This is a genomic window from Vicinamibacterales bacterium, from assembly GCA_036496585.1.
Lineage (GTDB): Bacteria > Acidobacteriota > Vicinamibacteria > Vicinamibacterales > 2-12-FULL-66-21 > JAICSD01.
In genome coordinates this window covers 60,762-85,472 of the sequence record DASXLB010000029.1, presented here as the reverse complement: position 1 = coordinate 85,472, position 24,711 = coordinate 60,762, and the positions used below count along the sequence as shown (strand labels likewise).

Genomic DNA, 24,711 nt, shown 5'->3' with positions numbered 1-24,711 from the left:
TTCGTATACTAAGCGCCACGTGACGATCGCCGCCGCATGACGATCCCAGCCGACGACCCTCGAGCGCATGCGACGCCGCCAGCGATCGTCATGCTGTCATCCCGGCGTTTCCTGCTCGCCTGCGCGGTGACGGCGGCGGCGATTCTGCTCGCCGGCCACGTCATCGCGATGCCGGTCGGGCTGCTGGCGGCCGAGGTGCTGGCCACGATCCTGGCGCTCTTCGCACTCGGTTCGTTCCGCTACCAGCTGCACAAGAACGCCTTGACCTACGGCATGCTGCTGGTCATCGTGGCGACCTTCTGCCGGCTGCGGACCTCGGCCTGGCACGAGGAGCTGGCGGCGATCGGCTGGTCGCACTGGCTGCAGCGGCATCTGTTCTCGTTCAGCGGCCTCGACGACCTGCTGCACGCCGACACGATGCTGTTCATTCTCGGGCTGACGCTGTTTGTCGCCGTCATGGCCCAGACCCGCCTGCTCGAGGGGGTGACCTACGTGCTGCTGCGGCGCTACCGCGGCGCCATCGAGCCGACGGTGATCGCGGTGACGGCGGCCGTCGCCGTGGCTTCGGGCATCTTCGGCGGCGTGTCGATGATCAGCCTGACCATCCGCACGCAGGTCATCATCCTGATGCTGGCGTCGGTGCCGATCGCCCAGACCCGCTTCGCGATCATGCTCTGCACGGCGGTGACCACGATCTGCGGCGTCTTCTCCGCCTACGGCGAGCCGCCCAATCTGATCATGAAGGCCAATCTCGCGCCGCATCTGGGTAACGATTTCTTCCTGTTCTACTGCGGGCCCGTGGCGGTGGTGTCGTATCTGATGGTGGCATGGCAGCTGCGCCGCAAACTGCGCGGCCGGCGCATCGACCTGGCGGAAATGGACATCATCGACGCCAACGTCGCCGACGTCCGCTTCCTGCAGGCGACCCGGCACGGCGAAGTCCTCACGCCGATCGAGCTGATCGAACAACACGTCGACGCCCTCGGCGACGCCGTCGAGGGCCTGCTGAACCGCGTGCGTCACGGCGAGTCGATCGGCATCGCGCTCGTGCGTGAGGCCGTGCCCGAACCGATCCGCCGGCAGCTGCTCGGGCATTTCGTCAGCGAGGATCTCGCCGACGCGCTCGATCGGCACTACGTGCTGGCCGCCGCCGGCGACCGGGAAGGGGCCCTGCGCGCCGAACGCGTCGTCGACACGGTCGTCGACGACCTCGGCATCCGTCGGCGCAGCGCTCAGCGCTTCGGCGGGCTGGCCATCATTCCCTTCGCCGTGGTGCTCGTCCTGCACGGCCTCGAGCCGCGCGTGCCGCTGTTCGTGTCGTCGTTTGTCGCCTTCGCCTTCGCCCTGCCGGCGATCGCCGACATTCCACGGATGCGGGCGCTTGCCTGGCGCGAGGCCCGCAGCGAATACGCCGAGTACTATTTCCTGTTCCCGTTGTTCATCTCGATTACCCTGCTGACCGCCGCCGGCTTCTTCTCGACCATCGAGGCGACCGTGCAGCACGGCGCGACCGTGCTCGGGGCCGCGCCGGTCGCCCTGGCCCAGTTCACCGGCTCAACGTTCCTTTCGGCGATTCTCGACAACAACATCGTCGCCGACTTTGCCTCCCGAGGACTCCACGGCCTCGACCTCCACCTCGTACAGCTCTTCGCCATGTCGCAGATCGCCGGCTACGCGCTCGGCGGCTGCTGGACCCACATCGGGTCGGCGCAGTCGGTCGTCGCCTATGCGTTCATTCAGCGCGAAGTTGACACCCACTTCACGCCGGTGGGTTGGATCAAGGAAATCACGCCGGCCATCTTGCAGATCTTCGGCGCCATCGCGGCCCTCATTTGCGTCGAAAGCGTCGTCCTCCGGTGGTGGCACGGCTGAAGTGCCATCTCTATTACGCATGAAACCGATGCGATTTTTCTATTCTGCTTATAGGTAAAGATCTGCGATAACCGCCAGTATGCTGCGGCCATCTCGAGCGTCTGAAACCAGACGGGTCTGACGGAGTCCTCGACATGTCCATCGCGATACCTCCCGAGACCGAATCCCCGTCGAGAAGTCCGGTGCACTTCGACCTCGGCACCGGCCGATCGTCCGGCGAAATCCGCAAGCTGACCTCGCTGCTCGAGATCAGCCAGGCGCTGGCCGACGCCACCCACTTTCGGGCGTCGCTGCTGCGCGTGATCCAGACGCTCGAGAAATCGCACGACGCCGTGCGCGGCGCCGTGGCGATGACGCAGGCGGAGCAGGCGCCGCTCGAGGTCGTCGCGGCGGCCGGCACGGGGCGCGAGCGTAGCGGTCCCGCCGGCGTTCCGGGAGGGACGCTCGCCCGCCAGGTGCTGGCTACCGGCCGGCCGGTCATCATCCCGCGCGCCACCCGCGAGCCGGCCCTGGCCGACTCCCGCCGCGACAACAACGAGTGGACGTTCGTCTGCGTGCCCTTGATGCTCAATCGCCGCGCCGTCGGCGTGCTGTGCGTCGATCTGCGCTTCAAGGCCGACCGCGACTACGAGCGCACCGGCAAGTTCTTCGGTGTCGTCGCGTCGATGATCGCGCATGCGATCAAAGTGCAGAGGCTGCTCGAAGCCGACCGCGCGCGCCTCGTGCAGGAAAACGTCCGGCTGCAGGGAGAGCTGCGCGAGCGCTACGACTTCTCGCAGATCCTCGGCACCAGCCGCGCCATGCACGCCGTCTGCGAGCAGATGATGCAGGTGGCGCGCAGCAACGCCACGGTGCTCATTCGCGGCGAGTCCGGCACCGGCAAGGAGCTCATTGCGCAAGCCATTCACTACAATTCGCAGCGATCCGCCAAGCCCTTCGTCAAGGTGAGCTGCGCGGCGCTCCCAGACACGCTGATCGAGTCGGAGCTGTTCGGCTACGAGAAGGGGGCGTTCACCGGCGCGACGAACCGCAAGGCCGGCCGCTTCGAGCGGGCCGACGGCGGCACGCTGTTCCTCGACGAGATCGGCGACATCAACCCCTCCGTCCAGGTCAAGCTGCTGCGGGTGCTGCAGGAGCGCGAGTTCGAGAGGCTGGGCGGCATCGAGCCGGTACGGGTCAACGTGCGCCTGATCACCGCGACCAACAAGCCGCTCGAGGAGGCCATCGCCGCCGGCGCCTTCCGCGAGGATCTGCTTTACCGCCTCAACGTCTTCACCCTGTTCGTGCCGCCGCTGCGCGAGCGCAAGACCGACATCCTGCTGCTCGCCGATCACTTCCTCGAGCGCCTCGCCGCCGATCACCGCAAGCGCATCCGCCGCATCTCGACGCCGGCGATCGACATGCTGATGGCCTACCACTGGCCGGGCAACGTGCGCGAACTGCAGAACGTGATCGAGCGCGCCGTGCTCGTCTGCGACGGCGACGTCGTCCACGCGCACCACCTGCCGCCGACGCTACAGATGGCCGATACCAGCGAGGCCGCCGCGACGCAGCCGCTGACGACGGCGCTCGCCGCCTATGAGAAGGATCTCATCCAGGACGCGCTGAAGATGGCGCGCGGCAACCGCGCCAAGGCCGCCCGCCTGCTGCACGCCACCGCCCGCATCGTCAATTACAAGATCCAGAAGTATCGCATCGACTGGCGACGGTTCCGGTAGGACGGGCCGGGACCCGGCGTCCGCGGCACAGCGTTCCGGTATGCTCTGCCGATGACACTCACGTGCCGCCGCATCGGCGTCCTCGTTCGCCCCGCACTCGCGTGCGCCGCCATCTCGCTCGTCGTCCCGGTGCTCCGGGCGCAGCAGCCGGCGCCCCCTTCACCTGCGGTAGCGGAGAAGCCGGCCGAGAAGGCCGCCGACGCGCTGCCGCCGTTACCGCCCGACGCGCACGTCGATCAGACGATGCAGCTCGGTGGCAAGACGTTGAAATACACCGCCACGGTCGGGACGATTCCCGTCTATGCGGCCGACGGCAGCAAGAAGACGGCGGACGTGGTCTACACCTCCTACGTGATGGAGGGGGCGGACCGGCCCGTGACGTTCGCGCTGAACGGGGGGCCCGGCGCCGCATCGGTCTATCTGAACTTCGGCGCCATCGGGCCGAAGCATCTCGCGTTCGGCGCCGAGGGGGACAGCGCGTCCAACCCGGTCGCCCTGACCGACAATCCCGGCACCTGGCTCGACTTCACCGATCTCGTCTTCATCGATCCGATCGGCACCGGCTTCAGCCGCCCGCTCGAAGCCGCCGACGCCGCCAAGAAGGACTTCTTCAGCACCGACAACGACATCCACTACCTCTCACGCGTCATCTTCGACTGGCTCGTCAAGAACCAGCGGCTGCGGTCGCGCAAGTACATCGCGGGAGAGAGCTACGGCGGCTACCGTGTGCCGCGCATCACGCATTACCTGCAGACGCAGCTCGGCGTGGCGATGAACGGCGTGGTGGCGGTGTCCCCCTACCTGAATCCGTCTCTCGACGACAACCAGGACGTGTCGCCGATCGCGTGGGTGGTGAACCTGCCGTCGATGGCGGCGGCGAATCTCGAGCGGCAGCACCGGCTCTCGGCCGAGACGATGGCGCCGGTGATCGCCTACGCGCGCGGCGAATACGTCTCGGACCTGCTGAAAGGTCGCTCCGATCCGGCGGCCACCGATCGTGTCGTGCAGAAGGTGACCGAGCTCACCGGGCTCGACAAGGCGTTCGTGCGCCGGTCGGGCGGCCGCATCGAGATCGGCGCCTATCTGCGCGAAGTCTTTCGCGAGCAGGGGAAGATCGGCAGCGTCTACGACTCGAACGTGACCGCCTTCGATCCGTTTCCGTACGCGCCTGAGCAGCGTTTCAGCGATCCGCTCCTCGAAGGCATCGTCGCGCCGACCACGTCCGCGATGGTGGACTTCGTGACGCGCGTCGTCGGATGGAAGGCGAGTGGTCCCTATCACGCGCTCAGCTACGAGGTCGGCGGCCAGTGGGACTTCGACAGCGCCGCGCTTCGCAACGGCGCCACCGCCGATCTCCGGCAGGCGGTCGCGGCCGATTCGAAGCTGCGCGTTCTGATCGTGCACGGATGGAACGACCTGTCGTGCCCGTTCATGGGCTCGGTGCTGACGGTCGATCAGATGCCCGCGATGGGCGATCCGTCGCGGGTCACGGTGCGCATGTATCCGGGCGGCCACATGTTCTACTCGCGTCCCGACAGCTCCGCCGCGCTGCGCAAGGACGTGCAGGAGATGTTCGCGAAGCACTGATCCGCCGAGCCGTGATCCGCGAAGCCGTGATTAAAGATGGGCGAGAAAGCGCTGGTACGCGTCGTTCTGCTCGTCGAGCGCGTAGCGGTAGTCGAGGCCCGCGAGGAAGCCTTCGAACGCCGCTGATTCGGATGGCGGCACCTCAAATGCCGCCAGCACGCGGCCGAAGTCGGCGCCGTGGTTGCGGTAGTGGAAGAGGCTGATGTTCCAGCGGCCGCCGACCGCGTCGAGGAAGTGCAGGAGCGCGCCGGGGCGCTCGGGGAATTCGAAACGGCAGACGCGCTCGGCGACCACGGCTGGCGGGTGTCCGCCAACCATGTGGCGGACGTGCAGCTTCGCCATTTCGTTGGCCGAGAGGTCGGCCGTCTCGTAGCCGAGCGCGCGCAGGCGCCCGGTCAGTGCCGCACCCTCGGCGTGCGTCTGGGTGGCGACGCCGACGAAAATCTCGGCGTGATCGCGTCCGCTCAGGCGGTAGTTGAACTCGGTCACGACGCGCGCGCCGAGCGCGGCGCAGAAGGCGCGGAAGGCGCCCGGCTGTTCCGGAATCGTCACCGCGAGCAGCGTTTCGCGGCCCTCGCCGAGCTCGGCGCGTTCGGCCACGAAGCGCAGCCGATCGAAGTTCATGTTGGCGCCGCTCATGATCGCGGCGAGCCGCCGCCCGGCGGTCGGCTCGTGCTCGACGTACGACTTCAGTCCGGCGAGCGCGAGCGCGCCGGCCGGCTCGACGATCGTGCGGGTGTCGTCGAAGATGTCCTTGATCGCAGCGCAGATCTCGTCGTTGTCGACGAGGATGATCCGGTTCACCGTGGCGCGGACGATCGGAAACGTGTAGGCGCCGACCTGCTGCACGGCGACGCCGTCGGCGAACAGGCCCACGTCTTCGAGGCGGACCCGCTCGCCGGCGGCGAGCGATCTCGCCATCGCGTCGGCGTCGACAGGCTCGACGCCGATCACCTCCACGTCCGGCTGGAGGGCCTTGATGTAGGCGGCGATCCCGGCGATCAGCCCGCCGCCGCCGACCGGGACGAACACCGCATCGAGCGAAGGGCTCTGGCGGAGCAGTTCCATGCCGATCGTGCCCTGCCCGGCGATCACCAGCGGGTCGTCGAACGGATGGATGAACACGAGTCCGCCGGCGGCGGCCAGTCGCTCGGCATGCTGCTGCGCCTCCGCGTAGCGATCGCCCGCCAGCACCACGTCCGCGCCGAGCGCACGGACCGCGTCGACTTTGATCTCCGGCGTGGTCCGCGGCATCACGATCAGCGCCTTCAGCCCGAGGCGCTGCGCCGAGAACGCCACCCCTTGGGCGTGGTTGCCGGCGCTGGCCGCGATCACGCCGCGGGCCCGATCGTCGGCCGACAGTCGCGCGATCCGGTTGTAGGCGCCGCGCAGCTTGAAACTGAAGATCGGCTGCAGGTCTTCGCGTTTCAGCAGGATTTCGTTGCCCAGCCGGCGTGACAGCCGGGGAGCGGGATCGAGCGGGGTCTCCCGGGCGGCTTCGTACACACGGCTGGTGAGGATCTCGCGGAGCAAAGTGTCCATGGCGGCGGCTCCTATGTTGTGCCGTCCGTCCCTGTTCCCGCAAGGTGCTCGCCACGCAGCCTGTTCGTACGAAGTGAGGCAAGTCTGAAGCCGATCTGGATGTAGGGCCCGAGCGGCTGCGAGCCGAAAACGAGGAGTTGAGACGCAGCGCGGCCGGGCGTCGGATCGAAGGGGGCGAGAAAGGCGCCGAATTGTGAAGGATTTCAGGTACTGGTCGTGCGCAGCGCGTCCTCGAAAGGGCGAAGCAGGTCCGGGTCTTCATCGTTCATCGGCTTCGACCGGCGCGTGCAAACACCCGCTGGTGCAGCAGCAAGCCTTCGCCGTCATCGGCGGGCCAGTCGGACTGCCGCGGCTCGAACAGGCGCAAGGCATCGCGCGCGGCGTCCTCGTCAGACAAGACTCTGACGCGCTCCCACCGCTCCATGAGGGGTCCGACGTGTGCCCAGGTGTCGAGCAGCGTTTCGCCTGCGCGCGCTCCTCGTCGGTCAGCAGCGGGCGTTCGGCCGTGCCGCCATTGTAGCGGCGACGGGACGGGGCGAGGCGGATCATACCTGCCGCGTCAGGTGGTCGTTGAGGATGTCCGCGCGCAGAGCGGGGAAGGCCTCCGGAGTCGGGCGATGTCGGCGAGGCCCTTCTGTCGTTTGCTGGCGCGGCGAGCCGGGTCCTGGAACGCCCAGACGTTCCCGTGAACCACGTCCTCGGCGGCGGCGACGGGCACCGGGATGCCGCTCGCCGCCGAGCGTATGATGATTGTGTGAGCGAGAACGACTTCGAGGCCACGGCTCGCCGCCATGGGATCCGTGTGCTGATCCAGTTCGGTTCGACGGCGACGGGGCACATGCACGTGCGAAGCGATGTCGACCTTGGTGCTTGGTTCGAGCGCGCCCCTGGCTCCCTGATGAGTGAGGCCGAAGTGGCCGCCGACCTCCAGCCGCACTTTCCCGGTCGCGAGGTTGATCTCGCGGTGCTCAATCACGCGGACCCGTTGTTCCTGAAGCAGGTGTTCGAGCGATCACGCGTGCTCTTCGGCACGCCCAGCGACGTGGCGGAACTGCGCCTCTACGCATTCAAGCGCTATGTCGATCATCGTCGCTTCCTCGACATGGAACGCGCCTACGTAAGGCGCAAGGTCGGGGCTGAGCGGTGACGATCGACCCGGCGCTCGTGACGCGCAAGCTGACGTTGATTGCCGGCGATCTCGACGCGGTGGGTGAGGTAGCGGCGAAATCGCGCGAGGCGTTTGTCGCCAGCGCATTCGACCAGCGGGTGGCTGAGCGACTGCTGGAACGGATGATCGGCCGGATGATCGACGTTAATTTCCATCTGCTCGTCGAGCAGGGCCACCCGCCGCCGGCCGACTACTACACGTCGTTTCTACGATTGGCCGACCTGGGTGTGGTCGATGCCGCCTTTGCGCGGCGTCTCGCGCCCTCGGCGGGGTTGCGCAACCGGCTCGTCCACGAATACGACGCCATCGATCCCGGCCGTCTGTTCGACGCGCTCGCGCCGGCACGCACCGACATCGTCGACTACGTGCGGGCGGTCGAGGCGTACCTGACGCGCGGTGGGGGATAGGTGAGCGGCGTCGCCGGAGAAGCCCTCATGGAGACTGCGAAGCTCCCCGCAGGCTCGCGGCGGAAATTACCACTGACCCTACGGCACCTGTGGCGGCATCGCGAACGACGACGACGACGCGCGAGGTATCGGCGAGTACCACGATTGTCTTCGTGATCGTCAGTCCGTTGCTGATGATGGTGTGGTGCTGCCCCTCGTTCAGATGGAGCGTGATGGTCGTGTCGACGTCGATCGTCGACGTGCCGTCGTCGCGCAGTTGGGCGATCGCAAGGTCCAGTGCATCGGACCAAACGCCGGCGCGGTTCAGGAACGCCAGGTTGCCTGCATCAGCATGAATGGCGAGTTCCATCCCGTTCGGTCGTGGCGTCGGCGTCACATCGAGGAGAATGCCGGTGGCATCGAGTGGATTGGCGAGTGTCCGCTCCAATATCGTCTTGCGGTCACCGCCTGGCGCGGCGGCGAGCGTCGCGAAATAGCCGCGACGGTACTGAAGATCCACACCGGATTTCTTCACCACGGCGCTGATGACGCGGTATCTGTCGTCTGGCGTCGAAGCCGGTGAGTAGTAATCGAACTCGTAGTGGTGCTCCGAGTCGTCGATCGCGCGCCGCACTGAACCGGCCGTGTCGTTGTTATTGAAGAACGCGCGGCCGCCTGTCCGCTCTGTTAGCGCCTCGATGACCTCGTGATTCCCGTTCACGGTGTTCATGCTGACGAACGTGTCGCTCGTCGCTGTCATCCGAACGGCGCCGATGAGACCGCGCGTATCGATGCCGTACAGCGAGATGTTGGCGGTATTCAGCGAGCGGGCGGCGCGCTCGATTTCCTGAGTGCGGTTGTACTCGGCATTGGGAGGGATGGGAAATGCATTGGAGACCCAGACGAGATTCTTCCGCCCTGGAATCCCGGCCAGGTGCTGTCCGATCGTTTCGAGTGCGGTGAAGGTCGTCAGCGCCGTGGTCCGGCTGAGTTGATTGACGTACTCGTCAGCGAGATTCGCGGGGGCCGCCGTCTGCAGCTCGGCGGCCGGTGAATCGGGACGGGCGTTGTCGCTGATCGCGCGCACGAGCGCCGACGCGTCCGAGGTGAAGTCGTGTATCACGCGCAGCGCGGTATCGTCGAGCGCATACACGGCCACGCGATCGTCGGGCCGGAGCTTCGCGAAGAACGTCTTCAGCTGCTCGCGCGCCCGCGCCTGGTCTTCCCACTTCGTATTGAGGCGATCGAACAGAATCACGGTGACGTTCGGTGCGGCTGTCGCGGCTGCGAGATTGGAGAACGCCCCCGTCGGCACTGTCGTAGTCGGTGCGGATGAAACGGCTGGTGCCCCCGTCACTTCCGTGAAGAAGCTGGCCGTGACCGGCTTCCCGTCTTCGGAGACTTTGAAGTCGTCAGCCGTGAGACTGCCGACGAACGCACCTCTATGGTCACGAGCAACCACCGTGAGCCGGACGAGTATGGAACCGCTGCGGGCGACCGGCTGCGGATGCTGCGAGGGCGCCGCTACCCCCGTCATCTGCCCAACGATGAGCGCGCATGCGATCCACGTCATACTCCCCTCCAATACTCGGTGGTAAAGGCATACGGACTCGGACGAGTGTTGCCGCGGCCGATGAAACATTCGTTCGAGGCTTGGGCAGCAACGGCGCTGGCCACCGCCGCATCGAATGCGGTCACGAGCAGCCCGAGCTGAGTGCCGCCGCTCACGAGCGCCCAGCCGCTGCCGCCCCGATCCACAACCTGCAGCGCGGCGGCGCTGTACGGAATGCAGTCCTCGCGCGCGATCGTGGTCTGCTGACCGGACGCATTCTTGAAGAACGTCAGCGTGAACTTGGGATCATTTCGACCGATGTAGCACACCTGCGTCTACCTCCGATACAACGCCACCAGGTCGCCGGCATCGATCAGACCGTCGGCGGTGGGGTAAGAGAGTTGAGAGCGGCCGAACGGATCGGGTGCGGTGATGAGCAGCTGGCTCGGGTCCTTCGTGGCCGGCATCGTAGAGACGTTTGACGGGTCATACGGGATGCAGTCCTGATCCGCAATAGCAGACATCTGAGAAGACAGGGTCCGGCCCTGGTACGACGCGTTGACGGTCGTCGTGCCGACACCAGTCGCGCGTACGAGGCCCAGTGACACCGTCGCGACCGACGTGTTCGACGACTGACATGTCGCGGAATTGGTTACGTCCTGGCTCCCGGAGAGCAGCGTCAGCTGCACGCTCGGATTGACCTCCCCGAGCGTCACGAGCCCCGTGATTGACAGCTGCTGCTGTGATGGCGTGCCCGATGGCGCGGCAGGCTGGCTGCCACTGCATGAGAGTTGACACAGGACCGCGAGCGCCATGAGCATCAAGGACCGTTTCATCACGTGCTCCGAATGGCAGGCCGCCTCTGCCGCCACATCTGAGGGCCCAGTCTACGATCAAGAACCCACGACGTTCCACTCAACATCAGCCGGCTTCGTGGACTCCGCCGCTCAATGGAGTGCCTGAAGATTTCCTCCGCCGAGGCCCGATATAGTGCTGCACGAGCGCAGACCCGAGAGCCGCCGATGCCCACCTGGACGCAACGATCCCTGCCCCTGCGGCAGCGCACAGAAATACAAGAAGTGCTGTCTGCCGAAAGAGGAGGCGGCGCGCCTCGCCGCTCGCCCGGCTGACACGCCCCGCGAGACGGCGATGCCCAAGATCCTGCGGTTCGCCGATTCCCCGGAGTTCGATGGCGATCGCGACATCGCCGACATCCTGTTCTGGGCTGATTTTCTCGACCAGATGGACGATGACGTGAAAGACGCGCTCGTCGAGGACGACGACGCGATCGTCAAATACAGCTCGTGGTTCATCTGGGATCTGGATATCGACGAAGGCCGCACGGTCGCCGATCTGTTCCTCGAGGCGCGCGGCCGCTCGCTCGACGCCGCCGAGCGGGCGTTCGTCGACAGGATGCGCGCGTCGCACCTGTCGCTCTACCAGGTCGAGAGCCTGGAGCGCGGCCGCGGCGTGCTGTTGCGCGACCTGCTCGTGAGAGAGACGGTGTTCGTCCACGAGAAGCTGGGCAGCGAGCAGCTCGTGCGGTCCGATCTCGTCGGCGCCCGCGTCGTCGCCAACGAGCACGCGTGCCGATGTTCGAAGGCGGACTCTATCTCTACGACGTTGCCGACAAGGCGGATCTGCTCGCCGACCTCCGCCGGCATCAGCGCGCTTACCGGCGGAAGTGGCCCGAGCACGATCGCCGCGCTTTCCTGAAGCGCCACGGCATGGTGTTCAACCACTGGTGGCTCGATCGCGTGGTGCTGCGGCCGCTGCCGACGATCGGCACGCCCGAAGGCGACCAGATGATGTTCGCGCGGTCGACCTTCGACGTGCCGGATCAGGCAGCGCTGCGCGCGGCGCTCGAGGCGGCCGCCGACGTGCACGCCGACGAGGACGGTGAAACACGTGGGGCGAAGACGGCGGCACGATGTGGCGCATCCTCGCGACGCTCCGGATCGACGGCGGGCGCCTCCATGTCGAAGCCATGTCGCGCGCGCGCGACGAGCGCTGCCGCACGTGGCTGGCCTCGCTGGCGCCGGACCTGGAATATCGCGCCACGTCGCTCGAGAGCGTGGCCGCGGCGCTCGCGCGCCTGGAGCAGGGCCCGCCGGCCCCTGCCGCCCCCAGCGATCTTCCGCCTGACGTCAAGGCTGGCCTCGAACGTCAACTCCAGGACGAGCATTGCCGACGCTGGCTCGACGAGCAGGTTCCGGCGCTCGGTTTCATGACGCCGCGCGAGGCGGTGCGATCCCGGAAGCACCGGCCGGCGCTCATCGAGGTGCTGCGCGGGTTCGACAATCACTACGAGCGCGCCCTCCGTCAGGGGAGCCAGGCCTACGACTCCGCCTGGCTCTGGGAGGCGCTGGAGTTGGACCCGGATTCCCCGGCAAAGCGCCGGCGGCCGTCCGACCGCACGCCGCGTTGACACCAGGCCCAATCCTCCTCTACAATAAGGGTTTGCCTAGAAGTAGTTAGGGCTTCCCTACGGCCATGTTCGAGTCCCTTTCCACTCGTCTGCAGGACGTTTTCCGCGGCATTCGCGGACAGGGACGCCTTACGGAAGAGACCGTCGAGCTGGCGCTCCGGGAAATCCGGATGGCGCTGCTCGAGGCGGACGTCAACTTCAAGGTCGTCAAGGCGTTCATCGATCGCGTGCGCGATCGCGCCGTCGACCAGGAAGTGCTGAAGAGCCTGACGCCCGAACAGCAGGTCGTGCGGATCGTTCGCGACGAGATGCTGGCGCTGTTCGGCGACGCGCAGGGCGGCCTGGGGCAGACGAACGAGCGGCCGCGGGTCGTGATGCTGCTCGGCCTGCAGGGATCGGGCAAGACGACGACCTCGGCGAAGCTGGGGAAGTGGCTGGCGAAGCAGGGACGGCATCCGCTGCTCGTTTCGACCGACGTCCGGCGTCCGGCGGCGATCCAGCAGCTGGCGGTCGTCGGCAAGCAGGCCGGCGTGCGGGTCCACGATCCCGCCGGCGAGATGGATCCGGTGAAGCGCGCTGCCGGCGCGCTTGCCGAAGCGAAGAACGGCGGCTTCGACGTCGTCATCGTCGACACCGCCGGCCGGCTGCACATCGACGACGACCTGATGGTCGAACTCGACGCCATCAAGGCGGCGGTGAAGCCGGTCGACCAGTTGTTCGTCGCCGACGCGATGACCGGGCAGGACGCAATCAAGAGCGCCGGCGAGTTCAACCGGCGGATCGGCATCACCGGCGTCGTGCTGACCAAGATGGACGGCGACGCGCGCGGCGGCGCGGCGCTGTCGGTGGTCGGCGTCGTCGGCGTGCCGATCGCGTTCGTCGGCAGCGGCGAGCGGCTGCAGGACCTGGAGCCGTTCCATGCCGATCGCGTCGTGTCGCGCGTGCTCGGCATGGGCGACGTGCTGTCGCTCATCGAGAAGGCGGAAGAGGCCGTCTCGATGGAGGACGCGGCCAAGCTCGAGGAGAAGATCCGGCGCGACGATTTCACGCTGGAGGACTTCCGCGACCAGCTGCGGACGATTCGCAAGATGGGGCCGATCGAGCAGATCCTCGGCATGCTGCCGGGGTTCGGCGCGATGAAGGAGATGCAGCAGGCGCGCGAGCAGGTCGACGAGAAGCAGTTCGGCCGCGTCGAGGCGATCATCAACTCGATGACCGCGAAAGAGCGGCGCAGCCATCAGATCATCAATGGGCAGCGCCGCAAGCGCATCGCGAAGGGCTCGGGCACGTCGGTCGAAGAGGTGAACAAGCTGTTGAAGCAGTTCATCCAGATGAAGAAAATGCTGAAGGCCATGGGCGGCATGGCGGGGCTGGCGAAAGGCAAGCGTCCGAATCTCTCGGCGCTGAAAGGGTTGATGAGGTAATGCTGGTAATCAGATTGCGTCGTGCCGGTTCGAAGAAGCGGCCGTTCTTTCGGGTCGTGGTTACCGACTCGCGCGCCGCGCGCGACAGCTCGTTCGTCGAGGTGCTGGGGCACTACAACCCGCGCACCAAGCCGGAAACGCTGAAGCTCGATCGCGAGCGGTTCGTTCACTGGGTGAAGCTGGGCGCGCAGCCGTCCGACACCGTGCGGACGATGCTGGATCGCAACCCCGCGCCGCCCGTCGACACGGCTGTGGCCGTCGCGCCGTGACCAGGGCGAGCGCCGTCGTCGAGGCGATCGCCAAGGCGCTGGCCGACAAGCCGGACGCGGTCAGCGTGACGGAGCGCGAGGCCCGCGGCCAGACGTGGATCGAGCTGACGATGGCGCCGGGTGACATGGGGCGGGTGATCGGGCGCCAGGGGCGCACCGCGCAGGCCGTCCGCACCCTGGCCAACCTGGCGGCGGAAATGGACGGCCGCAAAGTGTCGGTCGATTTCAGGGATTGAGCGGAGACACGCGCGGTTCCCTTCCGACAATGCCCGAATTGATTCTGGTTGGCCGCGTCGCCCGTGCCCACGGCAGCCAGGGCCAGGTGATCGTCAATCCGGAGACGGACTTCCCGCACGACCGGTTCGCTGAAGGCAACGTGCTGGTGGTGGAGCAGAACGGCACGGCAGTCGAGCGCCGGCTGGTCGCGGTGCGCTTCCACCAGGGACGGCCGATTGTGGCCCTGGATGGCGTCGCGACGATGGACGCGGCCGAGGCGCTGGCCGGCGCCGAGCTGAAGATGCCGGCCGACACGCTGGGCCCGCTGCCCGGCAACACGTATTACCGGCACGATTTGGTCGGGTGTGAGGTGATCGACACGGCGGGCGTGCGGCTCGGCAGCGTGACCGAGGTGCAGGGACCGGTCGAGAGGAGCCTGCTGGTCGTCAGCGACGGGCAGCACGAAATCCTGATTCCGATGGTCGAAGGGATTGTCACTCGCGTCGATCCTGGCCAGCGGTTAGTCGTCGTCGATCTGCCGGAAGGACTCGCGGGTTTGAACGTGTCTGGACGCCGGTGACGAGGGCTCGACGTGAACGAGGGCGCGAGCGAGCGTAGCGGACGAGTCCGAGGGGCGACGCCCCTCGGGTTGAAGATAGACATCGTCACGATTTTTCCCCGGATGGTGGCCGCTCCACTCGAGGAGGGGATCGTGGCGCGGGCCATCGCGAAGGGGCTGGTGGACGTCGCCATCCACGACCTGCGTGATTTCACGGCCGATCGGCACCGGGTCGTCGATGACGCGCCGTTTGGCGGCGGGCCCGGGATGGTGCTGAAGCCGGAGCCGCTGTTCGCCGCGGTCGATCGCATCCGCGAGACGCGCGGCGAGCCGGGGGCGATCGTGCTGACGTCGCCCGACGGCGAGCGTCTGACGCACGCGGTGGCGGAGCGGTTGCGCGCGCGGGATCACGTCGTGATCCTCTGCGGGCGCTACGAAGGAGTGGACGAGCGGGTGCGGGAGCAGCTGGCGACCGACGCCATCTCGATCGGCGACTACGTCGTGTCGGGCGGGGAACTGCCGGCGCTGGTTATCGTCGACGCGATGGCGCGGCTGGTGGCAGGGGTGGTGGGCGACGAGTCGTCCGTGGCGGGCGATTCGTTCGCGCGCGGCGGGATGCTCGACTTCCCGCAGTACACCCGGCCCGCGGAGTTTCGGGGCTGGCGGGTGCCCGACGTGCTGCTGTCGGGCCACCACGGAGAGATCGAGAAGTGGCGACGGGAGCAGGCGATCGCGCGGACGCGCCGCCACCGCCCGGATTTGTTGAACGAGAGCGAAGGATAAAGGAGAACGTCATGAATGCCGTTGAGACCGTCGAGCGGGGGCAGCTGGCCAAGCGCCCGGCGATCAAGCCCGGAGACACCGTCAAGGTGCACGTCAAGGTGCGCGAAGGCGACAAAGAGCGCATCCAGGTGTTCGAGGGGATGATCATCGGCATGCACCGCGGCGGCGCGCGCGCCACGTTTACCGTGCGCAAGGTGTCGTTCGGCCAGGGCGTCGAGCGCATCTTCCCGCTGCACTCGCCGGTGATCGACAAGATCGACGTCCTGCGCACCGCGAAGGTCCGCCGCGCCAAGCTGTATTTCCTGCGTGACTTGAAGGGCAAGGCGGCGCGCATGAAGGAGACGGGCCGGAAGCAGACCGCGTGATGTGGAAATGTGGAGATGTGGGCATGCCCACCTCTCCACATCCTCCGATCTCCACATGAAAGTACGCGCCTACCGAACCCTGGAGAATGCGCTGCGGCGCATGGGGTTCGTGTACGTCGCCGGCGTCGACGAAGTGGGACGCGGCTGCCTGGCCGGACCGGTGGTGGCAGCGGCCGTCGTGCTCGATCCGGATCGCTACATTCCCCGCATCAGCGACTCCAAGACCGTGACGGCGCTCGAACGCGAGCGCCTCTACATCCAGATCACCCGCGAAGCCGTCTGCTGGTCGGTGGTCGGCGTGGCGCCGACCGAAATCGACGAAATCAACATTCATCAGGCCGGCCTGCGCGCCATGCAGCGCGCCGTGCTGTCGTGCGCGCCGCTGCCCGACATGGTGCTGGTCGACGGCGGACGCGCGTTCCGTGTCCCCGACCTGCCGATGGGGCAGCGCTGCGTCGTTCACGGCGACGCCCGCTGCACGGCGATTGCGGCGGCCTCGATCGTCGCCAAGGTGACGCGCGACCGCAGCATGCTCGAGCTCCACGGCCAGGATCCGCGCTACGGGTTCGACCGTCACAAGGGTTACGCGACCCGCGATCATCTGGACGCGGTGGCCCGCCACGGCTATTCGGACGCGCACCGCCGCTCGTTCCGGCCGCCGTCGCTGTTTGATAGGATCTAGCACACTAGGAACCCGTGGCCATCGACCGCGCCGAGGTGCTGAAGAAAGCGGAGAAGCTGCTCCGCACCGGCAAGCTCGATCTTGCCATCGCGGAATATGTGCGTCTGGTCGAGGAGTACCCCCGCGACTGGAACACCCGCAACACGCTCGGGGACCTCTGCGTGCGGGCCAGCCGGCCCGACGATGCCGCGGCGTACTACTCGCAGATTGCCGATCACTTCCTGGCCGAAGGCTTCTACCCGAAGGCCGCCGCCATCTTCAAGAAGGTGCTCAAGATCAAGCCCGACCAGGAGTCGGTGCAGTTGCGGCTGGGTGAGATCTCGGCGAAACAGGGTCTGCTTGCCGACGCGAAGGCATATTTCGTGGCCATCGCGGCCAAGCGCCGGGCTCGCGGCGACCGCGCCGGCGCCGACGAGATCACCCTGCGTCTCGGTACCCTCGACCCGGCCGACTTCGAGGCGCGCGGGCTCGCGGGGCGCATGCTGGCGCAGAACGGCGACGAACTCGGGGCCGCGGCCCATTACCGGTCGATGCACGCCGATCTGCTCGAGAAGGGGCGGGCGCCGGAGGCCGCCGCGGCGCTCCGTGACGCCGTGCGGCTCAATCCCAACGACATCGAGGGGCGCACCGAGCTGGCGAAAGCCGCCATCGCCGCCGGCGATCTCGACTCGGCCAAGCCGTATCTCGACCGCGCCATCGCCGGCGACGATCCGGCGCTGAAGTTCGCGCTCGCCGACATGGAGCTGCGTTCGGACCACCTCGACGCAGCACGCGAGCTGCTGGGCGAGCTGCTGCGCGCCGACGAGTCGGCGAGGACGCGGATTGTCGATCTCGCCTGGACGCTCGCGCCTGCCGCCCCCGATGCTGCATTTGTCTGCATCGACGTCGCAGTGGAGACCGAGCTCGCCTCCGCCAACTACATGGACGCGGCGGCGCTGCTCCACGAGTTCACCACTCGCGTGCCCGGCCGCATCGTCGCGCTGCTGAAGCTCGTCGAGATCTGCGTCGACGGCGGGCTCGAGGCGACGATGTACGAGACGCAGGCGCAGCTCGCCGATGCCTATCTCGAACTGGGCCAGGGGGCCGAGGCGCGCGTCATCGCCGAAGATCTGGTGGCACGCGAGCCGTGGGAGCACGCGCATATCGACCGGTTCCGGCGGGCGCTGGTCATGCTCGAGATTCCCGATCCGGACACGATGATCGCCGACCGTCTGAGCGGACAGGGTCCGTTCGTCGCGACCGATCGGTTCATGGCCTTGGACTCGCTCGGCGGGCACGCTGCGCCAGCCTTCCTGCACGGGTCGGCGCCGCCGATCGGCGAACCCGAGGAGCCGGCGAACCCCGAACCAACGCCCGACCGAGACCCTGAATCGCCTGTCGCGCCGCTGCAGGATCCGCCTTCGCCCGAGCCGGCGCGTCAGGAGCCCCCGCCCTCGCCCGAGGCGCCGAAGAAGAAGGCGGGCGGCAGCGTGGTGATAGATCTCAATCAGGCGCTCTCGCAGCTTCAGGAGGCTCCCAACGATGACGCGCCCCTGACCATTCATCAGAGCCTTGACGAAGTGTTCGACACGCGCCGTAACGAGATGTCGCGCCAGGCGGGCGTACAGGAGGCGGCCCGGCAGCTCACAGTGGGCAGGAGCTACGTCGACATGGGGATGCTCGACGAGGCCATCGGCGCGCTCACCAAGGCGGCGAAGATCCCGACGCATCGCTTCGAGGCAGCATCGCTTCTCGGGCGCGTCTACCTGAAACGGGCGGACCTGCCGCAGGCCGTTGAGTGGCTGGAGCGCGCGGCCGAGGCGCCGGCGCCGACGCACGAGTCCGGCTGGGAGCTGCTCTACGATCTCGGCGTGGCGCTCGACGCCACCGGCGAGGTCTCCCGTGCGCTGGCCGTCTTCATGGAACTGCAGGCGGATGCCGGCGAGTATCGCGACATCACCGAGCGCATCGACCGGCTCGCCCGCGTGCAGGCCGGAGGCTGATCATCCGTACACTCAGCCGCCTTCTGTTTGCGGCCTACTTCCTCGAGGCGGGCTTCATTCTTGCCGCGGCGCCCTGGTCGGTGTGGTGGCAGCGCAACGGCTTCGCCGAAGCGCGGCCGGCGCTTCGTGCCGCGATGACGAGCCCCTACGTGCGCGGCGGCGTCAGCGGCGTCGGCGTGGTCACCGGCGTGGCCGGCCTCATCGAGCTCGGCGCCGTGCTCGCCTCGCGCGCCCGGCGCCATTCCCAGCCGTGATCCGTCATTTTGTGACCGACCGACGCCGCTTCGGACTGAGTCCGAGCGAGCTGGTCGACCGCGCCGCGGCGGCGATGGCGGGCGGCGTGTCAGTCGTGCAGATCCGCGAGCGCGATCTCGCCGACGGCGCCCTGCTGGATCTGGTGCGCCGGATCGTCGACGCGGCGCGCGGCCGCGATGTCGCCGTAGTCGTGAACGATCGCCCTGACATCGCGCTGGCGGCGGGCGCCAGCGGCGTGCACCTGCGCGGCGATGCGCCGCCGGCGTCGCGCATGCGCGTCGTCGCCCCCTCGCCGATGCTCATCGGCCGCTCGGTCCATACGCTCGACGAGATCGACGCCGCCGCCGCCGATGGCGGCTGCGACTATCTCATGTTCGGCACCGTGTTTCCGTCGGCTGGCAAGCCCGCTGATCACCCGGCCGCCGGCCTCGACGGCCTCGCCGCGGCGTGCCGCCGGTCGCCGCTGCCGATCATCGCGATCGGCGGCATGACGCCGGACCGTGAGGCGGAGGTGGCGCGCGCCGGCGCCGCCGGCCTGGCGGCTGTCAGCTGGTTCATGTAGAGTCGCAGCGATGGACGATTTCGGCGGCCGGCTCCGCCAGGCTCGCGAGCAGCGCGGCATGTCGCTCAGGCAAATCGCGACCACCACGAGGATCGCGACGGCGGCGCTCGAGGCGCTCGAGCGGAACGACATCTCCAAGCTGCCGGGCGGCATTTTCAGTCGCGCCTTCGTCCGCTCCTACGCCGTCGAAGTCGGCCTCGATCCGGAGGCGACGGTGCGCGAGTTCCTCGATCGCTTCCAGCAGGAGCCCGCGCCCACCAGCGAGACGCTCGCCACCGCCGTGCCCGAAGAGGAACGCGCGTTCCTCGAACGGCGCCGGCGCGCCGTGCGGCTCGCAGTCGGCGCGGTCGCGCTCGCCCTGGTGCTGATCGTGATTGTGATCGCCGTCGTGCGCGCGCGCAGCCGGGCCCAGCGCGATGTCCCAGCGCCGGACGCGTCAACCGCGATCGCGCCGCCGGCCGCGACATCTTCCGTTCCACAGCCGACGCCCGTAGCCGCCGCCGGACTCGCTCGGCCGGCGCCGGCCGCGGCAGCGGGCACCATCCGTCTCGAGATCGCGCCGACAGCCAACTGCTGGGTGTCGGTCACCGCCGACGGCAGGAAGGTGTTCGCCCGCGTGTTGAGCGCCGGGCAGAAGGAATCGGTGGATATCGCCAGGGAAGCGATCGTCGAGGTCGGAGACGCCGGCGTCTTTTCATATACGATCAACGGCAGGCCGGGACGATCGCTCGGCGCTCCAGGGCAGGTCAGGACGGTGCGATTGACGGCCGCGACGGTCGATCAGTTCGTGCGCTGAAGAGAGGAGACCGTTTCGTTGGCACGCTGCAGTCGCCAGTCGTTCGGGCCGGATCGGTCGCCAGGTTCCTAGTGCCGGATCCAGGCTTTCGGTCGCCGCTCATCGACTTCTTCCGCCGCGGCGAAGTGGCCCGCGACGTCCGGCTGCTCGCCGCCCAGGGAGCCCTGGCGCCTCGCGCCCACGAACAGCTCGCCCTGCTGGTGCTGCTCGCCGACGATGCCGATCCCGACATCGCACGCGCCACCGCCGCGACGCTTGACGCGCTGCCGCGCGAACCGCTGGCCGCGTTTCTCGGCCGATCGGACGTCCCGCGAGAGACCAGGGAGTTTTTCGCCGCGCGCGGCGTCGTCGTGGAAACCGGCGCCGCTGGCGCATCCGCCGCTGGCGACGATCCATTGCTCGACACGCTGGCGGAGCTTCCCAAGGCCCCTGACGGGGAAGGGGAGGACGTACGCAAGCTGTTGTCGTCGCTGCCGGTCATCGAACGCGTGAAGCTGGCCATGAAAGGCTCGCGCGAACAGCGCGCACAGCTCGTGCGGGACACGAACCGCCTCGTCGCCGCCGCGGTGTTGAGCAGCCCCAAGCTGAACCACGCCGAGGTAGAAGCGTTTACCAAGATGGGCAATGTGTCCGAGGACACGATGCGCACGATCGCCACCAACCGCGGCTGGCTGAAGAACTACGGCATCCTGGCCGGGGTGTGCCGGCATCCGAAGACGCCGCCGGCCATCTCGATGCAGCTGCTGCACCGGCTGCACGAGCGTGATCTGAAGACGCTGACGACCGATCGCAACGTGCAGGAGGGTCTTCGGGTGCTGGCGCGGAAGATTGTCAGCAAGGGCAAGGCCTAGCATTTTCCCTTCCACTCCTTCCGCATCTCGTTCAGTCCTTCCATGAACACCGCCGCCCTGCTCCGCTCGGCGTCGTCTTTCAGCGTCTTGAGGATGTCGATCGCGCGCTCGATGTCCCGCTGAATCGTCGCGGCGGTTGCGCCGAAGTACAGCCGTCGGATTTCGGCGATCTGGTCGGAGCTCATGGTCCTCGATTGGCGCTGACCGTCGCGTCAGTTGCGCTGGCGGCGGAGCGACGCCCTGAATTCTTGCACAGAACGTGTGTTGATCACGTCGACGGGCGCGAGCCCTGCGCGGCGTCCGACGGCGACGCCCCATCGCAGGCCGCCGAGCGCGAGCGTGCTGTGGGCGTCGGAGCTGATGGTGATCGCGACGCCGGCGGCGTGCGCCCGGCCCGCGTGCGTCTCGTCGAGATCCAGCCGCTCGATCTGGGCGTTGATCTCCATGGCCACGCCGGCCGTGGCCGCCGCCGCGAACACGACGTCCATGTCCCCCTGGTGCCCTTCACGCTTGAAGAGCCGGCGCCCCAGCGGATGGGCGAGCACGTCGACCCACGGACAGGCGATCGCCCGCAGCAGGCGATCGGTCATGCGGGCCGGATCCTGGGAGAAGCCGGAGTGGATCGACGCGTTGACGATGTCGAGCCCGGCGAGGCAGTCGTCGGCGAGATCCATCGTGCCGTCGGCGCGGATGTCGCACTCGATGCCGGCGAGCAGCGTGAAGCCGTCGAGGCGCGCGCCGACTTCGCGAATCGCGCGGACGTGCGCGTCGACGCCGCGCTCGTCGAGGCCGTTGGCCATGGCCAGCGACTGGCTGTGATCCGTCACCGCCAGGTACTCGAGGCCGGCCGCTTGCGCGGCGCGCGCCATCGCCTCGATGGTGTCGCGGCCGTCGGTGGCGGTCGTGTGGCAGTGGACGTCGCCGCGCAGATCCGCGACGGTGACGAGCGGCGGCCCCGCGCCGGCCAGTTCGGCGTCGAGGGCCGCGGCGATGTCGTCGACGTTGCTGAAGAGCCCGCCGTTCTGCTGTCGGCGGCGCTGCTCGAGCGCCTTGAGAATCTGCGCTTCCTTCCTCAGCCCCATGCCGCTCATCCGGCGGAGCCGTCCGTCGTGCGCGGCGCGCTCGAGATCGTCGAGCGAACTGACGCCGATCTCGCGATAGAGACGGGCCACGGTCTTCGGCCCGATGCCGGACAGACGGAGGACGTCGAGCAGCGTTGACGGGAATGCCTGGAGCAGCTGCTGGTGATAGGCGATCGAGCCGGTCTGGATCAGCTCGCCGATCTTGGCGGCGAGGTCCTTGCCAATCCCTGGCAGCGCCAGCCGCGCCTGCGGCGTCATCGCGTCGATCGGATCGGGTTCGTCGCCGACCGTCTCCGCGGCGGCGCGGTAGGCCCGAATCTTGAACGGGTTGTCGTCCTTGATTTCGAGGAGGTCGGCGATCTCCTTCAAGACGCGCGCAATCGAGCGGTTATCCACGGGCTGAAACAAACCTCGATGGTTCTGCGGTCGTCATTTGATGAGCGCCTGGCATGCGTCGTCGGCCGCGATCAGAGCGTGTCGATCAGCAGGCCGCGCGCTTCGATCGTGAACTCGAGCACCTGCGCGCCAGATGCGTGCAGCGCCTGACGGATGGCGGGAATGTTGGCCGGATCGCCGAAGCAGAACAGGCAGCCGCCGCCGCCGGCGCCACAGACCTTGCCGCCGAGCGCGCCGGCCTGGGCCGCGGCCGCGAGCATGGCGTCGATGCCGGCGGTAGTGACCCCTGGAGCCAGCGCCTTGCGGTTGTCCCACTCGGCGGCGATCTGGCGTCCCACCTCCGGCCAGTCGCGGCGTTCGAGCGCCAGCCGCATCGCGGCGGCAATGTCGCGGATGCGGTCGAAGGCGGTCCGGACGCCGGAGTCGCCGTCGATGTGGCGCTTGGTGACTTCCCAGTTGTTGATGCCGGAGTTGCGTGAGGCGTTGGTATAGGCCAGCGCGATCCGCTGCTGCAGTTCGGCGGGGGCGACGTCGAGCCCGATGCGGCGGACGCCGTTGACGCCGAGCTCCACGGCCGAGATCCCTCCGTAGTAGGCCGGCCGATAGTCCTGGGCGCCGGTGGGAACGTCGATCGCCTGCGCCTCGACGTTCATCGCGATCAGGAAGATGTCGTCCGCCGACCGGTGTCCGCCCGTCCAGGCGTTGAGCGCGCCGCAGACCGCGATGTTGAGCGCCGAGGACCCGGCGATGCCGGCGCCGACCGGAGAATCGGATCGGGTCGTCAACTCGAGCCCTTCGGCCTGGAAGTAGTGCAGCAGCTTGCCGATCAACTTGAGGTCGTGGGTGTTGCGCAGCTGCGACCAGTGATCCACCTCGACGCGCTCGCCCGAGTCCTCCGACACGATGACCAGCCGCTGGTCGGAGCGCGAGCGGACGTCGCAGCTGGCGCGCAGGCTGATCGCGGCGTTGAGCGTCTGCGCTCCCTCGTGAAACAGGTAGAGCGGCCAGATGTCGAGCGTGCCGCCGGCGAGGTCGATGCGCGTCGGCGCCGAAGCGTGGATGTGCACGGCGGGATCATACATGCGGGACGTGCAGGGGAGCGAGATGCGATCGGATAGACTTACCCGATGTCGATGCGCGATCTCAGGCGGCATGTCGGGCAGCTCGCGATCGTCGGCTTCGACGGGCACGATATTCCAGCGGAGCTGCGATCGCTGGCGCGCGAGTTCGATATCGGCGGCGTGATCTTCTTTGCCCGCAACGTCGACGCGCCGGAGCAGGTAGCCGACCTGTCGCGACAGGCGCAAGCGCTCGCCACCGGCACGCCGCTGTGGGTGAGCGTCGATCAGGAAGGCGGCCGGGTTGCGCGGCTGAAGCGTCCGTTCACGGAATGGCCGCCGATGATCACGCTCGGTCGCGCCGCCGCCGCGGAGCGCGAACGGCTGGCGGAGCGGTTCGCGGCGGCGCTCGCCGCGGAACTGCAGGCGGTCGGCATCTCGCTCGACTACACTCCGGTGCTCGACGTGCACACCAACCCGCGCAACCCCGTGATCGGCGACCGCGCGCTCTCGGATCGCGCCGAGGACGTGGCCCGCCTCGGCACGGTGATCATCCGCGTGCTCCAGGGCGCCGGCATCGCCGCCTGCGGCAAGCATTTCCCGGGCCACGGCGATACCGGCACCGACTCGCATCACGAGCTGCCGCTGCTCGAACATCCGCCGGATCGCCTCGCGGCCGTGGAACTGGTCCCGTTCGAGGCGGCCATCGCCGCCGGCGTCGCCTCGATCATGACGGCCCACATCCTGATCCCCGCGCTCGACGAGGAGAACCCCGCCACGCTGTCGCCGGCGATTGTCGACGGGCTGCTGAAGAAGAAGCTGGGCTACGACGGCCTCGTGCTGAGCGACGATTTGGAGATGAAAGCGATCAGCGGCCGCTACGGCCACAGCGAAGCGACCGTCCGCGCCATCGCGGCCGGCTGCGACGCGGTGCTGATGTGTGCGCCGAACGCCGAAGAACAGGGGGCCGCGCTCGAAGCGGTGATCCACGCGGTCGAGGACGGGGAGCTGCGTGTCGAGCGTGTCGAGGACGCGCTCAAGCGCCATGGCCGTGTCAAGGAGCGCTTCCTGACACCGTCGCGTCCGCGGCCGGCGTCCGGGGCCGCGCTGCGCGCGATCCTCGGGCGCGACGCACACCAGGCGGTTGCCGCCGAAATGGCGAGGCTGGCTTAGGGCCG

At 68.0% G+C, this 24,711-nt stretch carries 27 protein-coding genes; 20 read left to right on the top strand and 7 right to left on the bottom strand.

Features of this window, described 5'->3' with window-relative positions; translation table 11 throughout:
* Positions 1-36: 36 nt before the first annotated feature.
* The 3 genes from VGI12_09880 (at position 37) to VGI12_09870 (ending at position 5,177) form a co-directional block, all read left to right on the top strand.
* Positions 37-1,872: an SLC13 family permease gene (locus tag VGI12_09880; GenBank protein HEY2432968.1), complete on the top strand. Its 1,836-nt coding sequence runs from the start codon at positions 37-39 to the stop codon at positions 1,870-1,872.
* Positions 1,873-2,006: 134 nt separating this feature from the next.
* Complete coding sequence (locus VGI12_09875; protein ID HEY2432967.1) at positions 2,007-3,590, top strand: sigma 54-interacting transcriptional regulator; 1,584 nt, start codon at positions 2,007-2,009, stop codon at positions 3,588-3,590.
* 51 nt (positions 3,591-3,641) lie between these two features.
* A complete protein-coding gene (locus VGI12_09870; protein ID HEY2432966.1) occupies positions 3,642-5,177 on the top strand; it encodes a hypothetical protein in 1,536 nt (511 codons plus the stop codon).
* Between the two features lie 30 nt (positions 5,178-5,207).
* Here the strand turns inward: VGI12_09870 and ilvA are convergent, their stop codons facing one another.
* Positions 5,208-6,719 (bottom strand): threonine ammonia-lyase, biosynthetic, encoded by a 1,512-nt coding sequence (gene ilvA, locus VGI12_09865; GenBank protein ID HEY2432965.1) that lies wholly within the window; start codon positions 6,717-6,719, stop codon positions 5,208-5,210.
* 754 nt (positions 6,720-7,473) lie between these two features.
* Here ilvA and VGI12_09860 point away from each other — a divergent pair.
* Positions 7,474-7,866 carry a nucleotidyltransferase domain-containing protein gene (locus tag VGI12_09860; GenBank protein ID HEY2432964.1) on the top strand — a complete coding sequence of 131 codons (393 nt, stop codon included), beginning with the start codon at positions 7,474-7,476 and terminating at the stop codon, positions 7,864-7,866.
* Positions 7,863-8,294 carry a DUF86 domain-containing protein gene (locus VGI12_09855; protein ID HEY2432963.1) on the top strand — a complete coding sequence of 144 codons (432 nt, stop codon included), beginning with the start codon at positions 7,863-7,865 and terminating at the stop codon, positions 8,292-8,294. The genes VGI12_09860 and VGI12_09855 overlap by 4 nt, the downstream gene beginning before the upstream one ends.
* Positions 8,295-8,319: 25 nt before the next feature.
* On the opposite strand, the gene VGI12_09850 is transcribed toward VGI12_09855, so the two are convergent.
* The 3 genes from VGI12_09850 to VGI12_09840 are packed head-to-tail and all read right to left on the bottom strand — an operon-like array spanning position 8,320 to position 10,646.
* Positions 8,320-9,846 (bottom strand): VWA domain-containing protein, encoded by a 1,527-nt coding sequence (locus VGI12_09850; GenBank protein ID HEY2432962.1) that lies wholly within the window; start codon positions 9,844-9,846, stop codon positions 8,320-8,322.
* Positions 9,843-10,154 (bottom strand): hypothetical protein, encoded by a 312-nt coding sequence (locus VGI12_09845; protein ID HEY2432961.1) that lies wholly within the window; start codon positions 10,152-10,154, stop codon positions 9,843-9,845. Before VGI12_09845 ends, VGI12_09850 begins: the two co-directional genes overlap by 4 nt.
* 6 nt (positions 10,155-10,160) lie before the next feature.
* A complete protein-coding gene (locus VGI12_09840; GenBank protein HEY2432960.1) occupies positions 10,161-10,646 on the bottom strand; it encodes a hypothetical protein in 486 nt (161 codons plus the stop codon).
* A 328-nt stretch (positions 10,647-10,974) separates the two neighbouring features.
* On the opposite strand from VGI12_09840, the gene VGI12_09835 reads away from it, so the two are divergent.
* The 14 genes from VGI12_09835 to VGI12_09770 all read left to right on the top strand — a co-directional run bounded on the left by VGI12_09835 (position 10,975) and on the right by VGI12_09770 (position 20,997).
* On the top strand, positions 10,975-11,541 hold the full coding sequence (locus VGI12_09835; GenBank protein ID HEY2432959.1) for a hypothetical protein: 567 nt from the start codon (positions 10,975-10,977) through the stop codon (positions 11,539-11,541).
* A 214-nt stretch (positions 11,542-11,755) separates the two neighbouring features.
* Positions 11,756-12,253 carry a hypothetical protein gene (locus VGI12_09830; GenBank protein HEY2432958.1) on the top strand — a complete coding sequence of 166 codons (498 nt, stop codon included), beginning with the start codon at positions 11,756-11,758 and terminating at the stop codon, positions 12,251-12,253.
* A 65-nt stretch (positions 12,254-12,318) separates the two neighbouring features.
* Complete coding sequence (ffh, locus tag VGI12_09825) at positions 12,319-13,677, top strand: signal recognition particle protein (GenBank protein ID HEY2432957.1); 1,359 nt, start codon at positions 12,319-12,321, stop codon at positions 13,675-13,677.
* Positions 13,677-13,946, top strand: a complete 270-nt coding sequence (rpsP, locus tag VGI12_09820) for a 30S ribosomal protein S16 (GenBank protein ID HEY2432956.1) — start codon at positions 13,677-13,679, stop codon at positions 13,944-13,946. The genes ffh and rpsP overlap by 1 nt, the downstream gene beginning before the upstream one ends.
* Positions 13,943-14,182, top strand: coding sequence for a KH domain-containing protein (locus VGI12_09815; protein HEY2432955.1), 240 nt, complete (start codon positions 13,943-13,945; stop codon positions 14,180-14,182). Before rpsP ends, VGI12_09815 begins: the two co-directional genes overlap by 4 nt.
* Positions 14,183-14,211: 29 nt before the next feature.
* Positions 14,212-14,742 (top strand): ribosome maturation factor RimM, encoded by a 531-nt coding sequence (gene rimM, locus VGI12_09810; GenBank protein HEY2432954.1) that lies wholly within the window; start codon positions 14,212-14,214, stop codon positions 14,740-14,742.
* A 69-nt stretch (positions 14,743-14,811) separates the two neighbouring features.
* A complete protein-coding gene (trmD, locus tag VGI12_09805) occupies positions 14,812-15,504 on the top strand; it encodes a tRNA (guanosine(37)-N1)-methyltransferase TrmD (GenBank protein HEY2432953.1) in 693 nt (230 codons plus the stop codon).
* A gap of 11 nt (positions 15,505-15,515) precedes the next feature.
* Positions 15,516-15,869 carry a 50S ribosomal protein L19 gene (gene rplS, locus VGI12_09800; protein ID HEY2432952.1) on the top strand — a complete coding sequence of 118 codons (354 nt, stop codon included), beginning with the start codon at positions 15,516-15,518 and terminating at the stop codon, positions 15,867-15,869.
* Positions 15,870-15,924: 55 nt separating this feature from the next.
* A complete protein-coding gene (locus VGI12_09795) occupies positions 15,925-16,551 on the top strand; it encodes a ribonuclease HII (protein ID HEY2432951.1) in 627 nt (208 codons plus the stop codon).
* Positions 16,552-16,565: 14 nt separating this feature from the next.
* The gene (locus tag VGI12_09790) at positions 16,566-18,533 is read left to right on the top strand and encodes a tetratricopeptide repeat protein (GenBank protein ID HEY2432950.1); all 1,968 of its coding nucleotides are present in this window, start codon (positions 16,566-16,568) and stop codon (positions 18,531-18,533) included.
* 80 nt (positions 18,534-18,613) lie between these two features.
* Positions 18,614-18,787: a hypothetical protein gene (locus VGI12_09785; protein ID HEY2432949.1), complete on the top strand. Its 174-nt coding sequence runs from the start codon at positions 18,614-18,616 to the stop codon at positions 18,785-18,787.
* An 11-nt stretch (positions 18,788-18,798) separates the two neighbouring features.
* The gene (locus tag VGI12_09780; GenBank protein ID HEY2432948.1) at positions 18,799-19,350 is read left to right on the top strand and encodes a thiamine phosphate synthase; all 552 of its coding nucleotides are present in this window, start codon (positions 18,799-18,801) and stop codon (positions 19,348-19,350) included.
* Between the two features lie 10 nt (positions 19,351-19,360).
* Positions 19,361-20,146, top strand: coding sequence for a helix-turn-helix domain-containing protein (locus VGI12_09775; GenBank protein HEY2432947.1), 786 nt, complete (start codon positions 19,361-19,363; stop codon positions 20,144-20,146).
* Between the two features lie 71 nt (positions 20,147-20,217).
* Positions 20,218-20,997: a hypothetical protein gene (locus VGI12_09770; GenBank protein ID HEY2432946.1), complete on the top strand. Its 780-nt coding sequence runs from the start codon at positions 20,218-20,220 to the stop codon at positions 20,995-20,997.
* Here the strand turns inward: VGI12_09770 and VGI12_09765 are convergent.
* From VGI12_09765 to VGI12_09755, 3 genes are all read right to left on the bottom strand, one after another.
* Positions 20,994-21,182, bottom strand: a complete 189-nt coding sequence (locus VGI12_09765; protein ID HEY2432945.1) for a hypothetical protein — start codon at positions 21,180-21,182, stop codon at positions 20,994-20,996. The two genes, VGI12_09770 and VGI12_09765, sit on opposite strands and share 4 nt — an antisense overlap.
* Positions 21,183-21,209: 27 nt before the next feature.
* Positions 21,210-22,475 (bottom strand): helix-hairpin-helix domain-containing protein, encoded by a 1,266-nt coding sequence (locus VGI12_09760; protein ID HEY2432944.1) that lies wholly within the window; start codon positions 22,473-22,475, stop codon positions 21,210-21,212.
* 71 nt (positions 22,476-22,546) lie between these two features.
* On the bottom strand, positions 22,547-23,542 hold the full coding sequence (locus VGI12_09755; GenBank protein ID HEY2432943.1) for a hypothetical protein: 996 nt from the start codon (positions 23,540-23,542) through the stop codon (positions 22,547-22,549).
* 66 nt (positions 23,543-23,608) lie between these two features.
* On the opposite strand from VGI12_09755, the gene nagZ reads away from it, so the two are divergent.
* Positions 23,609-24,706, top strand: a complete 1,098-nt coding sequence (gene nagZ, locus VGI12_09750; GenBank protein ID HEY2432942.1) for a beta-N-acetylhexosaminidase — start codon at positions 23,609-23,611, stop codon at positions 24,704-24,706.
* The last annotated feature ends 5 nt before the right edge of the window (positions 24,707-24,711 follow it).